14 protein-coding genes are annotated in these 14,256 nt (G+C 59.9%); 7 read left to right on the top strand and 7 right to left on the bottom strand.

Annotated features, from left to right (window positions below; translation table 11 throughout):
* The first annotated feature begins 121 nt into the window (after positions 1-121).
* Entirely contained in the window at positions 122-1,420 is a 1,299-nt protein-coding gene (locus BW33_RS07980) for a mechanosensitive ion channel family protein (RefSeq protein ID WP_047598186.1), read from the top strand.
* Positions 1,421-1,509: 89 nt separating this feature from the next.
* On the opposite strand, the gene BW33_RS07975 is transcribed toward BW33_RS07980, so the two are convergent.
* The 3 genes from BW33_RS07975 to BW33_RS07965 form a co-directional block, all read right to left on the bottom strand.
* Positions 1,510-2,367, bottom strand: a complete 858-nt coding sequence (locus BW33_RS07975; protein WP_047598185.1) for a carboxylate/amino acid/amine transporter — start codon at positions 2,365-2,367, stop codon at positions 1,510-1,512.
* Between the two features lie 288 nt (positions 2,368-2,655).
* A complete protein-coding gene (locus tag BW33_RS07970) occupies positions 2,656-3,255 on the bottom strand; it encodes an FMN-dependent NADH-azoreductase (RefSeq protein ID WP_047598184.1) in 600 nt (199 codons plus the stop codon).
* A gap of 231 nt (positions 3,256-3,486) precedes the next feature.
* Entirely contained in the window at positions 3,487-3,801 is a 315-nt protein-coding gene (locus BW33_RS07965) for a hypothetical protein (RefSeq protein ID WP_047598182.1), read from the bottom strand.
* 49 nt (positions 3,802-3,850) lie between these two features.
* Here BW33_RS07965 and BW33_RS07960 point away from each other — a divergent pair, with 49 nt between their 5' ends.
* The 5 genes from BW33_RS07960 (at position 3,851) to aqpZ (ending at position 8,989) form a co-directional block, all read left to right on the top strand.
* Positions 3,851-4,774, top strand: coding sequence for a LysR family transcriptional regulator (locus tag BW33_RS07960; protein ID WP_027614550.1), 924 nt, complete (start codon positions 3,851-3,853; stop codon positions 4,772-4,774).
* Positions 4,775-4,788: 14 nt separating this feature from the next.
* Positions 4,789-5,592, top strand: coding sequence for an alpha/beta fold hydrolase (locus BW33_RS07955; protein WP_047598180.1), 804 nt, complete (start codon positions 4,789-4,791; stop codon positions 5,590-5,592).
* Between the two features lie 3 nt (positions 5,593-5,595).
* A complete protein-coding gene (locus tag BW33_RS07950) occupies positions 5,596-6,153 on the top strand; it encodes a peptidylprolyl isomerase (RefSeq protein ID WP_047598178.1) in 558 nt (185 codons plus the stop codon).
* Between the two features lie 88 nt (positions 6,154-6,241).
* The gene (locus tag BW33_RS07945; protein WP_047598177.1) at positions 6,242-8,074 is read left to right on the top strand and encodes an ABC transporter ATP-binding protein; all 1,833 of its coding nucleotides are present in this window, start codon (positions 6,242-6,244) and stop codon (positions 8,072-8,074) included.
* A gap of 219 nt (positions 8,075-8,293) precedes the next feature.
* Positions 8,294-8,989 carry an aquaporin Z gene (gene aqpZ / locus BW33_RS07940; protein WP_047598176.1) on the top strand — a complete coding sequence of 232 codons (696 nt, stop codon included), beginning with the start codon at positions 8,294-8,296 and terminating at the stop codon, positions 8,987-8,989.
* Positions 8,990-9,128: 139 nt separating this feature from the next.
* Here aqpZ and BW33_RS07935 read toward each other — a convergent pair whose 3' ends face one another.
* Positions 9,129-10,253 (bottom strand): GNAT family N-acetyltransferase, encoded by a 1,125-nt coding sequence (locus BW33_RS07935; protein ID WP_047598175.1) that lies wholly within the window; start codon positions 10,251-10,253, stop codon positions 9,129-9,131.
* 279 nt (positions 10,254-10,532) lie between these two features.
* On the opposite strand from BW33_RS07935, the gene BW33_RS07930 reads away from it, so the two are divergent.
* The gene (locus tag BW33_RS07930; protein ID WP_047598174.1) at positions 10,533-11,855 is read left to right on the top strand and encodes a putative porin; all 1,323 of its coding nucleotides are present in this window, start codon (positions 10,533-10,535) and stop codon (positions 11,853-11,855) included.
* Between the two features lie 169 nt (positions 11,856-12,024).
* Here the strand turns inward: BW33_RS07930 and BW33_RS07925 are convergent, their stop codons facing one another.
* The 3 genes from BW33_RS07925 to BW33_RS07915 all read right to left on the bottom strand — a co-directional run bounded on the left by BW33_RS07925 (position 12,025) and on the right by BW33_RS07915 (position 14,100).
* Positions 12,025-12,264: an anti-sigma factor family protein gene (locus BW33_RS07925; protein ID WP_047598173.1), complete on the bottom strand. Its 240-nt coding sequence runs from the start codon at positions 12,262-12,264 to the stop codon at positions 12,025-12,027.
* Positions 12,258-12,872: an RNA polymerase sigma factor gene (locus BW33_RS07920; RefSeq protein WP_047598172.1), complete on the bottom strand. Its 615-nt coding sequence runs from the start codon at positions 12,870-12,872 to the stop codon at positions 12,258-12,260. The genes BW33_RS07925 and BW33_RS07920 overlap by 7 nt, the downstream gene beginning before the upstream one ends.
* A 106-nt stretch (positions 12,873-12,978) precedes the next feature.
* Complete coding sequence (locus tag BW33_RS07915) at positions 12,979-14,100, bottom strand: beta-ketoacyl-ACP synthase III (RefSeq protein ID WP_007969627.1); 1,122 nt, start codon at positions 14,098-14,100, stop codon at positions 12,979-12,981.
* Between the last annotated feature and the right edge of the window lie 156 nt (positions 14,101-14,256).

Raw genomic sequence — 14,256 nt, 5'->3', positions numbered from 1 at the left:
TCTTTATACAAACGGGCGTAATCAGTGGCTTTTTTGTTGCTCGATTTGTCTCCAACGGTAATACACAGCGTCTTAAATGCTCTAATCGCCCATCGCGTCTTACAGAAGAATCGTTGCTCACATGGATTTCAAACAGCTCTGGCTCAACGCCCAAGACCTCTGGGGTGCCCTCGAACAGCACCCGTTCCTGCAATCCGGCCTGGCGCTGATGTTGCTATTGGTGATCGCGCTGGTCCTCGGACGAGTGGCACGTTATCTGATCCTGCATGCCAGCCGCATGCTCGGGCGCCAGCCGGCCCTGCACTGGATCAACGACTTTCGCCACAACAAGGTGTTTCAGCGTCTGGCGCAGATGACCCCGTCGCTGGTGATCCAGTTCGGCCTGCACCTGGTGCCGGAACTGAGCAAAACCGCGATGACCTTCCTCGGCAACGTGGCGCTGTCCTTCACCATCCTGTTCCTGCTGCTGTCGGTCAGCGCCCTGCTCAATGCGCTGCTGGACATCTACGCCCGCACCGAACACGCCCGCACCCGCTCGATCAAGGGCTACGTACAGCTGGGGAAAATGGTCTTGTACGTGTTTGGTGCGATCATCATCGTCGCGACCTTGATCGACCGTTCGCCGCTGTTGCTGCTCTCCGGTCTGGGTGCGATGTCGGCGGTGATTCTGTTGGTCTACAAGGACACATTGCTGTCGTTCGTCGCCAGCGTGCAGCTGACCAGCAACGACATGCTGCGGGTCGGCGACTGGATCGAAATGCCGCAAGTCGGCGCCGATGGTGACGTGGTCGACATCACCCTGCACACGGTCAAGGTGCAGAACTTCGACAAGACGATTGTCTCGATCCCGACCTGGCGCCTGATGTCCGAGTCGTTCCGCAACTGGCGCGGCATGCAGCAATCCGGTGGACGTCGGATCAAGCGCAGCCTGTTCATCGACGCCAGCGGCGTGCGCTTCATCCGCGACGATGAGGAAGAAAAGCTCTCCCAGGTACACCTGCTGACCGGCTACATGGCCCGCAAGAAAGCCGAACTCAAGGCGTGGAACGAGGCGCAGGGCAACGTCGCGGCGATGTCGGCCAACCGCCGGCGCATGACCAACGTCGGCACCTTCCGTGCTTATGCGCTGGCGTATCTGAAGAGCCACCCGGAGGTACAGCCGAACATGACCTGCATGGTTCGCCAGATGCAGACCACGGCGCAGGGTATTCCGCTGGAAATCTACTGCTTCACGACCACCACGGTGTGGGCCGACTATGAGCGGATTCAGGGGGACATTTTCGACTATCTGCTGGCGGTACTGCCGGAGTTTGGCTTGAGCCTGTATCAGCAGCCGAGTGGTGGGGATTTGCGTACCGGGTTGCTACCAGCGGTGCTGGGTTCGGCGCATATCCCCGAGCCGCAAAAACACCTCATGTAACACCATCCCCATGTAGGAGCTGCCGCAGGCTGCGATCCTTTGATCTTTAAAATCAAAGGATCGCAGCCTGCGGCAGCTCCTACATTCAGTTATGCGGTGCGGCGGATGCCCAATCGGCTGATCCATACAGCGGCGAGGATGACGCTGCCGCCGAGGAACAATCGCCCCAGCTCTTCATGCTGATTCCAGATCAGCAGATTCAGCAGCAGCCCCACGGGCACATGCAGGTTGTTCATCACCGCCAGCGTGCCGCCGTTGACCATGCACGCGCCCTTGTTCCACCAGTACATCCCCAGCGCCGTCGAGACCAGTCCGAGGAACAGCAACACGCCCCATTGCAGCGGTGCTTCGGGCAGGAAGTTGGCTTTGCCGAACAGCAGAAATGCCGGCAATACCACCGCCAGTGCCCCGAGGTAGAAGAAGCCGAAACGTCGGTAATGCGGCAGATCGCTCGGGTGTTTGGCCACCAGATGCTTGTACATCACCTGCCCTGCCGCATAGGTGAAGTTGGCCAGTTGCAGCAGCAGGAAGCCCATGAAGAAATCCGGACTGATGCTGTCGAAACGAATCACCGCCGCGCCGCCCACCGCGACCAGCGCCGCAATCAGCGCCCACGGATTGAAGCGGCGGTTCAGCGCATCTTCGATCAGCGTCACGTGCAGCGGCGTGAGGATGGTGAACAGCAACACCTCCGGCACCGTCAGCACACGGAAGCTCAGGTACAGGCAAACGTAGGTGATGCCGAACTGCAACGCGCCGATCAGCAGCATGCCGCGCATGAACGCCGGTTCCACCGAGCGCCAGCGGGTCAGCGGAATGAACACCAGCCCGGCCAGCACCACACGCACCAGCACCGCGAAGTAGCTGTCGACGTGCCCGGCGAGGTATTCGCCGATCAGACTGAAGGAAAACGCCTGAATCAGCGTGACAAAAAGTAGATAGCCCATGCTCGCCCCTAATTTGAATGGCGGCGACGATAGCCGGTTTTACATTCCGCAACCAACACAAAATCCCCTGTAGGAGCTGCCGCAGCCCGAGCCTGCGGCAGCTCCTACAGGGAGAGCAGTGAATCAGAGAAATCCCAGGCAAAAAAAAAGCCCGATCTCGCTAAAGCGTTCAATCGGGCTACAGCACTCAGGAGCAACAAGTGCAAAGGGAGGTTCGATGCGCGTAGAGCCTTGAAGGGGTTGCGCCAGGTCACTTAAACAATCGGCGATTATCTGGCGATTAACATATCAAGCGACCTGGGACAGTTTGGCGTTGGCCTGATTAAGGCCCTTCTCCTGGAAGTCGCCGCCCAGGTTCATGCCTTCGGCGTGAATGAAGGTCACGTCGTGGATGCCGATGAAACCCATGACCTGACGCAGGTACGGTTCCTGATGGTCGGCCGGGCCGCCGGCGTAGATCCCGCCGCGAGCGGTCAGCACGTAGGCACGTTTGCCGCTGAGCAGGCCTTGCGGGCCGGTTTCGGTGTACTTGAAGGTCACGCCGGCACGCAGCACGTGGTCGAGCCAGGCCTTGAGGGTGCTCGGGATTGCAAAGTTGTACATCGGCGCAGCCATCACCAGTACGTCGGCGGCGAGCAGCTCGTCGGTCAATTCGTTGGAGCGCTCCAGCGACGATTGTTCGTTGGCGCTGCGCTGCTCGGCAGGCTTCATCCAGCCGCCCAGCAGGTTGGCGTCCAGGTGTGGAACGGGATTCAAGGCGAGATCACGCACGGTGATCTGATCGTTGGGGTGCGCGGATTTCCACTGGCTGATGAAGGTCTGGGTCAGTTGACGGGAAACCGAATCTTGCTGGCGGGCACTGCTTTCGATGATCAGAACGCGGGACATGGTGTGTAGTCTCCATCCGAGAATGTTGTAAGTCGATGGAGTGAAGGTTAAACAGGGTTGTATCGATGAAAAAGCGCAAATAATTGCTGCAAAGTATCGAATAATTCGTTTAGATGCTGACACGCACCTTTGTAGGAGTGAGCCTGCTCGCGATAGCGATGTGTCCGATACATCAGAGTTAACTGACACACCGCTATCGCGAGCAGGCTCACTCCTACAGGGGATCGACCGTTATTTCGGGCTGCAGCTCAGGTTGATGCGCAGCTTGATGATTTCGCGGGAGAACTTGGCCGTGGCATTCGTATGCTTGCGGGCCGGGACTTCGATGTTGCGCGTACGCGGTGCTTCCGGGCCATTGTTGAAAACGACTTTGCAGGTCGCGTCGACATCACCGTAGTTGGCGACCCGGATGGAGCCGATGTCTTTGTCGGTGTCGAAGGTCTCGTAGTCGATCTTCAAGCCATTGAGGTTCTTCTGCACATCGATCGGGTAAGCAAACGCCGTCAGCGGCAGCAGCGCCAGCACCACACAACAGAATTTTTTCATTCGCCAGTCTCCATGAGGGACGGCCAGCTTAGGACAAGAGGAGCTATTGATGAAAGCGCCCCGCGTGACCCTTGATCAATGGCGAACATTGCAGGCCGTGGTCGACCACGGCGGATTCGCCCAGGCCGCCGAGGTTCTGCACCGTTCGCAATCGTCGGTGAGTTACACCGTCGCCCGCATGCAGGACCAGCTCGGCGTGCCGTTGCTGCGCATCGACGGACGTAAAGCGGTGCTCACCGAAGCCGGCGGCGTGCTGCTACGCCGCTCGCGACAACTGGTGAAACAGGCCAGCCAACTGGAAGACCTCGCTCACCACATGGAGCAAGGTTGGGAGGCCGAGGTGCGGCTGGTGGTCGATGCGGCTTACCCAAGCGCACGCATCGTCCGGGCGCTGACCGCATTCATGCCGCAGAGTCGCGGCTGCCGCGTGCGTCTGCGCGAGGAGGTGTTGTCGGGGGTCGAAGAGGTCTTGCTCGAAGGCGTGGCCGATCTGGCAATCACCGGCCTGAGCATCCCCGGCTACCTCGGCGCGGAATTGAGCGACGTCGAATTTGTCGCGGTCGCCCACCCGGATCACGCGCTGCATCGGCTCAATCGCGAACTGAGCTTCCAGGATCTGGAAACCCAGATGCAGGTGGTGATTCGCGACTCCGGTCGCCAGCAACCACGCGACGTCGGTTGGCTCGGCGCCGAACAGCGCTGGACCGTCGGCAGCCTCGCTACGGCTGCCACGTTCGTCAGCAGCGGCCTGGGCTTTGCCTGGCTGCCGCGGCACATGATCGAACGCGAATTGAAGGAAGGCACGCTCAAGCTGCTACCGTTGGATCAGGGGGGCAGCCGTAACCCGAGCTTCTATCTGTATTCGAACAAGGACAAACCGCTGGGCCCGGCGACACAAATACTCATCGAACTGCTGCGCACCTTCGACACTTTGCCGCTGGACGCACCGTTCGCCGCCCCTGAGCAAGCCTGACACGGAGTTCACCGATGGCGTATTTCGAACATGAAGGTTGCAACCTGCACTACGAGGAATATGGCCACGGCACCCCGTTGCTGCTGGTTCACGGGCTCGGTTCGAGCACCCTGGACTGGGAAATGCAAATCCCGGCACTGTCGGCGCACTACCGGGTGATCGTCCCCGACATACGCGGTCACGGTCGCTCGGACAAACCTCGCGAGCGCTACAGCATCGCCGGTTTCAGCGCCGATCTGCTGGCGCTGATCGAGCACCTGAAACTCGGCCCGGTGCACTACGTCGGGCTGTCGATGGGCGGGATGATCGGCTTTCAGTTCGGCGTCGATCAGCCGCAAATGCTGAAAAGCCTGACCATCGTCAACAGCGCCCCCGAGGTGAAGATCCGCAGCCGCGACGATTACTGGCAGTGGTTCAAGCGCTGGAGCCTGATGCGCGTGCTGAGCCTGGCAACCATCGGCAAGGCCTTGGGCGGCAAACTTTTCCCCAAGCCCGAGCAGGCCGATTTGCGGCAGAAAATGTCCGAGCGCTGGGCAAAAAACGACAAACGTGCTTATCTCGCCAGCTTCGATGCGATTGTTGGCTGGGGCGTTCAGGAACGACTTTCCCGGGTGACCTGTCCAACCCTCATCGTCACTGCCGACCGTGACTACACACCGGTGGCACTGAAAGAAACCTATGTAAAACTGCTGCCCGATGCGCGGCTGGTGGTGATCACCGATTCGCGCCACGCCACCCCGCTCGATCAACCCGAACGCTTCAACCAAACGCTGCTGGAGTTCCTTGCCACAGCCGATACTCAATCTCAGGATCACTGACCCATGCTGAAAAAACTCGCCCTCGCCGCCGGCACCGTGCTGTTTGCTGCCAACCTGATGGCTGCCACCCCGGCCAAAGCGCCGCACGTGCTGCTGGACACCACCAACGGCCAGATCGAAATCGAACTGGATCCGGTCAAGGCGCCAATCAGTACCAAAAACTTTCTGGATTACGTCAACAGCGGTTTTTACACCAACACCATTTTCCACCGTGTGATCCCGGGCTTCATGGCTCAGGGCGGCGGCTTCACGCCACAGATGCAGCAGAAAGAAACCAGGGCGCCGATCAAGAACGAACACAAAAACGGCCTGGCCAACGTGCGTGGCACCTTGTCCATGGCGCGCACCTCCGTACCTGATTCGGCCACCAGCCAGTTCTTCATCAACGTCAAGGACAACGACTTCCTCGATCAAGGTGATGGCTACGCCGTCTTCGGCAAAGTAGTCAAAGGCATGGACGTTGTAGACATCATCGTCAACTCGCCAACCACCACCAAACAGGGCATGCAAAACGTGCCTTCCGACCCTGTGATCATCAAGTCGGCCAAAGTCATCGACTAAGCTGTACAGGGCATTTCGAGCGGCGCTGGCGTGACGCCACGCCGCTCACACCGATAAAAGGAGAGCCCGGCATCCGGGCGGTTATCTGATGCTCTATCGCCGTTTCGAACAACTGATCGACATATTCCGCGATGCCCCCACGGCCTCCCCGCCGGATCGTGTCTGGCCCTTCTATACCTATTACCTGAAGCAGGTCTGGCCGAGTTTTGCCGCCCTGCTCGTCGTCGGCCTGTTTGCCGCGCTGATCGAAGTGGCATTGTTCAGTTACCTGAGCCGCATCATCGACCTGGCCCAGGGCACGCCCAACCCGAATTTCTTCAGCGACCACGCCCTCGAACTGACCTGGATGGTGGTGGTCGCCCTGGTGCTGCGGCCGATCTTTTTCGGTCTGCACGACCTGCTGGTGCACCAGACCCTGAGCCCCGGCATGACCAGCATGATCCGCTGGCAGAACCATAGCTACGTGCTCAAGCAGAGCCTGAACTTCTTCCAGAACGACTTCGCCGGGCGCATCGCCCAACGCATCATGCAGACCGGCAACTCGCTGCGTGACTCGGCGGTGCAAGCGGTGGATGCGCTGTGGCATGTGGTGATCTACGCGATCAGTTCGCTGGTGCTGTTCGCCGAAGCCGACTGGCGCTTGATGATCCCGCTGCTGACGTGGATCGCCGCCTACATCGGCGCGCTGTATTACTTTGTGCCACGGGTGAAAGATCGCTCGGTGGAGGCCTCCGACGCGCGCTCGAAACTGATGGGGCGAATCGTCGACGGCTACACCAACATCGCCACCCTCAAGCTGTTCGCCCACACCAACTTCGAACAGCACTACGCCAAGGAAGCCATCGAAGAGCAGACGGTCAAGGCGCAAATGGCCGGCCGCGTGGTGACCAGCATGGACGTGGCAATCACCACCATGAACGGCCTGCTGATCGTCGGCACCACTGCGCTGGCACTGTGGCTTTGGACGCAGTCGCTGATCACCGTCGGCGCGATCGCCCTGGCCACCGGTCTGGTGATCCGCATCGTCAACATGTCCGGCTGGATCATGTGGGTGGTCACCGGCATTTTCGAGAACATCGGCATGGTGCAGGACGGTCTGCAGACCATCTCGCAACCGGTCAGCGTCACCGACCAAAAACAGGCCAAACCGCTGGCCGTGGCCCGTGGCGAAGTGCGTTTCGAGCACGTGGATTTTCACTACGGCAAGAAGAAAGGCATCATCGGCGACCTCAACCTGAACATTAAACCCGGCGAGAAAATCGGTCTGATCGGGCCGTCCGGCGCCGGCAAATCGACCTTGGTCAACCTGCTGCTGCGCCTGTACGACGTCGAGGGTGGACGGATCCTGATCGATGGGCAGAACATCGCCGAAGTCGGCCAGGAAAGTCTGCGCGCACGCATCGGCATGATCACGCAGGACACTTCCCTGCTGCACCGCTCGATCCGCGACAACTTGCTGTACGGCAAGCCTGACGCCACCGACGCCGAACTCTGGGATGCGGTGCACAAGGCCCGCGCCGATGAGTTCATTCCGTTGCTGTCGGACGCGGAGGGCCGCACGGGTTTTGACGCGCACGTCGGCGAACGCGGGGTGAAACTGTCCGGCGGCCAGCGTCAGCGCATCGCGATTGCCCGGGTGTTGCTCAAGGACGCGCCGATCCTGATCATGGACGAAGCGACCTCGGCACTCGATTCGGAAGTCGAAGCGGCGATTCAGGAAAGCCTGGAAACACTGATGCAAGGCAAAACCGTGATCGCCATTGCTCACCGCCTCTCGACCATCGCCCGCATGGATCGGCTGGTGGTCCTGGAAAACGGCAAGATCGCCGAGAGCGGTACCCACGCCGAACTGCTGGCACATCGCGGATTGTATGCGCGGTTGTGGGCGCACCAGACCGGGGGGTTTGTCGGGATCGATTGATCACGCAAGATCAAAAGATCGCAGCCTTCGGCAACTCCTACAGGGTATTTGTGCCCACCTGCAGGAGCTGCCGATGGCTGCGATCTTTGCTTTTGGGTCGCTGGAAAACCACAAAATCCCTGCTGTACTCAGCCAAGGTTCCAGCAGGGAACCTGTCGTAAATCGCAAGGAAGCACAACTCGATACAGTCTCGATAGCACGCCTATCAAGGACTCTCTCATGTCTCTGTTCAAACGTTCAGTTACTGAGTTGTTGGGTACGTTCTGGCTGGTTCTGGGTGGTTGTGGCAGCGCGGTAATCGCCGCGTCCTCGCCCTTGGGTATCGGGGTGCTGGGGGTGGCCCTGGCGTTTGGTCTGACGGTGCTGACCATGGCGTTCGCCATTGGCCACATCAGCGGCTGTCACCTCAATCCGGCAGTGTCGGTCGGGTTGGTGGTCGGCGGGCGGTTTCCGGCCAGGGAGCTACCCGCCTACATCATCGCCCAGGTGCTCGGCGCGATTCTCGCCGCGGCGCTGATTGCGCACATCGCCAGCGGCAAGGAAGGCTTCGATATCGCCGCCGGTCTGGCCTCCAACGGGTATGGCGAGCATTCGCCCGGCAAATACTCGATGGCCGCAGGCTTTGTCACCGAACTGGTGATGACCGGGATGTTCGTGATCATCATCCTCGGCGCCACCGACAAACGCGCCCCGGCGGGCCTCGCACCGATTGCCATCGGCCTTGGCCTGACGCTGATTCACCTGATCTCGATTCCGGTCACCAATACCTCGGTCAACCCGGCGCGCAGCACCGGGCCGGCGCTGATGGTCGGCGGTTGGGCGATTGCGCAGTTGTGGATGTTCTGGGTCGCGCCGCTGCTGGGCGCGGTAGTCGGTGGGACGATTTATCGCTGGCTGGGCAAAGAGCAATCCTGAAACCACCGCCGTCCCTGTAGGAGCTGCCGCAGGCTCGGGCCGCGATCGGACGATCTTTTGATTTTATTTTTCAAGATCAAGATCAAGATCAACAGATCGTCCGATCGCGGCCCGAGCCTGCGGCAGCTCCTACAGGGATCTAGGTTTGGCGGTAGGGCAAGGCTGTTCTGGCTTCCTCGGCGTACGCAAGGACGCCGGCGCGTTCCTGTTGCAGGAAGTCTTTGACTGCGGCTTTCAGACCGGGATGGCGCAGGTAGTGCCACGAGTGGGTGATCACCGGCTCAAAACCGCGAATCAGTTTATGTTCACCCTGAGCACCCGCATCAAAACGCTGATACCCCTGGGCAATCGCATAGTCCATGCCCTGATAGAAACACGTCTCGAAATGCAGCCGGTCAAACTCGGCCAGACAGCCCCAATAGCGTCCGTAGAAACTGTCGCCCCCGACCAGACTGAACGCCATCGCCACCGGACGTGAACCCTGCCTGGCGAAGACCACCCGAATCGCCTCCGGCATCCGCGCAGCCAGCAGACTGAAAAACTCGCGCGTCAGGTACGGCGCCTGCCGGCGCACGGCGTAAGTATTGGCATAGCAGGCGTAGACAAAATCCCATTGCGCCTCGTCCAGCTCGCGCCCCTGCAGCCATTCGAACTCGAAGCCCTGCCCTGCCACCTGCTCGCGTTCTTTACGCATCTGCTTGCGCTTGCGCGAACTGAGCACGTCGAGAAAATCCTGGAAGTCTCGGTAACCGCGATTCTGCCAGTGATACTGACAGCCGATACGCTGCAGCCAGCCTGGTTGCTCGGCCATCGCGGCATCGGTGAACGGGTCGGTGAAATTGATGTGCGCGCTGGAAAGCTCTTCGATTTCCAGATAACCCGGCAAGCTCTTGAGCAGTTCGAAACCGTCCTCGACATTCGCTGCCAACAGTCGTGGGCCGCTGACCGGGCTGAACGGCACCGCCGTCAGCAGTTTGGGGTAGTAATCGATGCCGGCCCGGGCGCAGGCATCGGCCCAGCCGTGATCGAACACGTACTCACCGTAGGAATGCCACTTGCGATAACTGGGCAACGCCGCGATCAGCCGATCATCTTCGACGTGCAGCAGATGCTCGGCTTGCCACCCGGAATGCGGGCCAACGCTGCCGCTGTCTTCTAGGGCCGAGAGAAAGGCGTGCCGCAGAAACGGCTGGTTCTCGGGCACCAGTGCATCCCAGGTCGCAGGGGCGATTTCTGACAGGCTTTGCAGGCGTTGCAACGGCATCCACTGACTCTCCACTTCCGGGCTTCAAAGCCCCGCGAGTATCGCTTATCGCTGCCCTTTGCACACGAGCATTCGGACGACAGCGCTCTAGATCAATAGTTCAGGACAACTTTATATCGTCATCGACATGACATCACTTAGCCACTGCCCTGTCATAAACCATCGCGATACTCGCTCCTGTTTTTAGAGCGCCGGGTTCTACCCGGACACTGTTTTCCGACGTGCGCGTCGGTGTGCCCAGGATGGTTCAGCCATCCCCTCTCATCTTCGGAGATTGCTATGCGTCTTGCTTCCACGAAAACTGCGGCGGCCCTGTGCGGTGGCCTGTTGCTGGCCATGAGCGTTCCGGCCAGCGCTGCAGTCGACGCCAAACTGCTCGACATGCTCAAGGCCAACGGTTCCATTTCCCAGGCGCAGTACGTCGAACTGCAGACTGAACTGGCCAAGGATCAAAAGGCTCAGCAAATCGCGCAGCAGGCGCAGCAAGAGACCAACGAGCAAATCGCGGCGACCGCGAAGAAAACCAACGAGCTGAGCTCCTTCGACCAGAAACTCGCCTGGGCCGCCAAGACCCAGTTCAAGGGTGACGTGCGTATTCGTCAGGAGACCGTCAAGATCGACGGCGAATCCAATAACGGTGGCCGTGACAAGGATCGCCAGCGTATCCGCGCACGTCTGGGTGCTTACACCGAGATCAACCCGCAAGTCGACACCGGTATTCGTATCGCCACCGGCGGCGGCGACGATGCCCGTTCGACCAACCAGGACATGGACAACTACTTCGACAAGAAGCAGATCTGGCTCGACCTGGGCTACATCGACTACCACCCCGATGCAATCAAGAACCTGCACGTGATCGGCGGCAAGATGCTGCAACCGTGGGTCAGCATGGGCGACGTGATCTGGGACAGCGACATCAATCCGGAAGGTCTGGCCGTCACCTACAAATATCCACTGGGCAGCAGCGCCGAACTGTTCGGCAGCCTGGGTAACTACACCCTCAAGGACAACGTCGACGGCGAAGGCGTGCAATTCCGTCACGACCTGCGCCTGACTGCCGGTCAATTGGGCAGCCGTTTCGCGATCACCGACAACCTGAAACTGACCCTGGGCGGTAGCGTCTACGCCTACCAGAACGACGAAGACAGCCGCTGCACCGGGACGTCCACACCGTGCGCGCTGTCGGTCAATGGCAACTCGGCCAACAACGAATTCCGTCTGTATGAAGGGTTCAGCCAGGTCGACATCGGCGGTCTGCCGATGCCACTGTCGTTCTACGGCCAGTACGTGAAGAACAACGATGCCGTGACCGATCAGGACACCGCGTGGCTGTTGGGTGCCAAGTCGAAAGTCTTCGGCCTGAACCTCGATTACAACTATCGTGACGTGCAGCGCAACGCCGTGGTCGGCGCCTTCACCGACTCCGACTTCGCCAACGGCACCACCGGTTCCCGCGGGCACAAGTTCAAGGTCGGTTACGACATCGACAAGAACTTCGCCATCGGCGCCACGTACTTCCTGACCAAGGCCGACTTCTCCAGCCGTACCCAGCGTGACGCAGATACCAACACCCTGCAGCTGGATGCGGAAGCCAAGTTCTAAAACGCTTCACCCTCTAGCCTGACGCGGGCGGGACGATCCCCATCATCCGTTCGTTTCGTCCGCGCCGGGCTATTCTGCAGGAAGCAAAAAAAAACTGTAGGAGCTGCCGAAGGCTGCGATCTTTTGATCTTGTTTTTGAGGATCAAAAGATCGCAGCCTCCGGCAGCTCCTACAGGGAATTGTCTTTGCGGCGTTGCTCGGCCAGGCGTTCGGCCAGCGCATCTGCACCCTCTTGTGGTTTCTCCGGCATCGCCTTCAGGGTGGCCTGCATCAAACGCATCTGACGAATGAAGCGCCGACAGTTCGGGCAGAACATCAGGTGATGGCGCACCATCAGTTTTTCGCGAAAGCTCAACTGGCCATCGAGATAATCGCTGGAGCGTGCCACTTGTTCCTTGCAGGTCAGCATTCGCCAGTCTCCTCAAAATGCTCCACCGTGGCGAAGACTTTCAGCCGCGCCCGATGCAGCAGAACACGGACATTGGAGAGCGAGATCTCCAGAAGATTACAGATCTCTTCCAGCTCCAGACCCTGACGCTCACGCAGCAGCAACACGCTGCTTTGCAGTTCCGACAGGCTGAGCAAGGTGTGCTCCAGGCAATCACGCAATTCGCTTTCGGTGAGCAAGGCTTCCGGCGTGTCCTGATGCCAGGCGAACGGCGCCACCAGCCAATGACCGTCACCGGGAGAAAAGCGATCATCGTCGATGGTGCCGTGGGGTGACGGCAGATCATCCATCAATACTTCGCGGCGGTTTTGTTTGTAGCGGCTCTTGGCCGAATTGGCGGTGATGGTCAGCAGCCAGGTCTTGAGACTGGAACGTCCCTCGAAGCTACCGATATGGCGCACCACGGAGAGCCAGGCGTCCTGCACCACTTCTTCGACATGGCGCTGGCCGACAATCGCGTAAGCCACCGCGCGCATCGCGCTCTGATAGGTGCTCACCAGTTCCTTGAAAGCCTTTTGCTCACCCGCGAGCAGGCGTTCGAGCAGTTGGGGGTCGTTCGTTGCGGCCATGCACGCCTCGTTTTCAGATGGTCGAAAGCAAAAGATCGCAGCCTGCGGCAGCTCCTACAGAGATCAGTGTAGGAGCTGCCGCAGGCTGCGATCTTTTCAGGCGCACTCAGCGCTTGCGCAGAATCACGCTACCGATCGAGTAACCGGCGCCGAACGAGCTCAATACCGCCAGCGAACCGCTGGCCAGATCGTCCTGGTATTTATGGAACGCAATCACCGAGCCGGCAGAGCTGGTGTTGGCGTAGGTATCGAGAATCACCGGCGCCTCTTCTTCAGTGGCTTCACGGCCCAGCAGCTTGCGCACGATCAGGTGGTTCATGCTCAGGTTGGCCTGGTGCAGCCAGAAGCGCTTGACGTCGCCGACGTTGAGCTTGTTCTCCTCCAGGTGCTCGCCGATCAGCTCGGCAACCATCGGGCAGACGTCCTTGAACACCTTGCGGCCTTCCTGCACGAACAGCTTGTCGCGGGCACCGATGCCCTCTTCCGCGGCACGGTTGAGGAAGCCGAAGTTGTTGCGGATGTTGTTGGAGAACTTGGTCAGCAGTTTGGTGCTGACCACGTCGAACTGATACTTGGACGTCGCCAGGTCAGCGCGCTCGATGATCACTGCCGTCGCCGCGTCACCGAAGATGAAGTGGCTGTCACGGTCGCGGAAGTTCAGGTGACCGGTGCAGACTTCCGGGTTGACCATCAGGATCGCCCGGGCCTGGCCCAGTTGCACGCTGTTGGCGGCGGCCTGAATGCCGAAAGTCGCCGAAGAGCAGGCCACGTTCATGTCGAAACCGAAGCCCTGAATGCCCAGCGCTTCCTGGACCTCGATGGCGATGGCCGGGTAGGCACGCTGCAGGTTGGAGCAGGCAACGATCACGCCGTCGATGTCGGCGGCTGTCTTGCCGGCACGTTGCAGGGCCTGTTCGGCGGCGCCGATGGCCATCTGGCAGAGGACCGACCATTCGTCGTTGGAGCGCTCCGGGAGGCGCGGGGCCATGCGCGCAGGATCGAGGATGCCGTCCTTGTCCATGACAAAGCGGCTCTTGATGCCCGAGGCTTTTTCGATGAATGCAGCACTCGATTCGGTCAGCGCCTGGACTTCACCGCTGGCGATGGCGTCGGCGTTGTCGGCGTTGAATTGCGCAACATAGGTATTGAAAGACTGCACCAGCTCTTCGTTGGAGATGCTGTTGGCCGGGGTGTACAGGCCGGTGCCGCTGATGACGACGTTATGCATGGTCGTTTCTCTAATCTGTTCAGGCAGAAAGCGCTGGCACCGACGTACCAACACACAAAGGGTCTATTCCCGTCCGCGGGACGCTGACCTGGCATCGCTTTATTCCGCCACGTGACCCAGCCGAAGGCTCTGGGTCACGAAAACGGCGTTTATGGT

This window comes from Pseudomonas sp. RIT288 (genome assembly GCF_000631985.1).
In the GTDB taxonomy this organism is placed as follows: domain Bacteria; phylum Pseudomonadota; class Gammaproteobacteria; order Pseudomonadales; family Pseudomonadaceae; genus Aquipseudomonas.
Note: the sequence above shows the minus strand (reverse complement) of the source record. Positions and strands in the feature narration are given on the sequence as shown.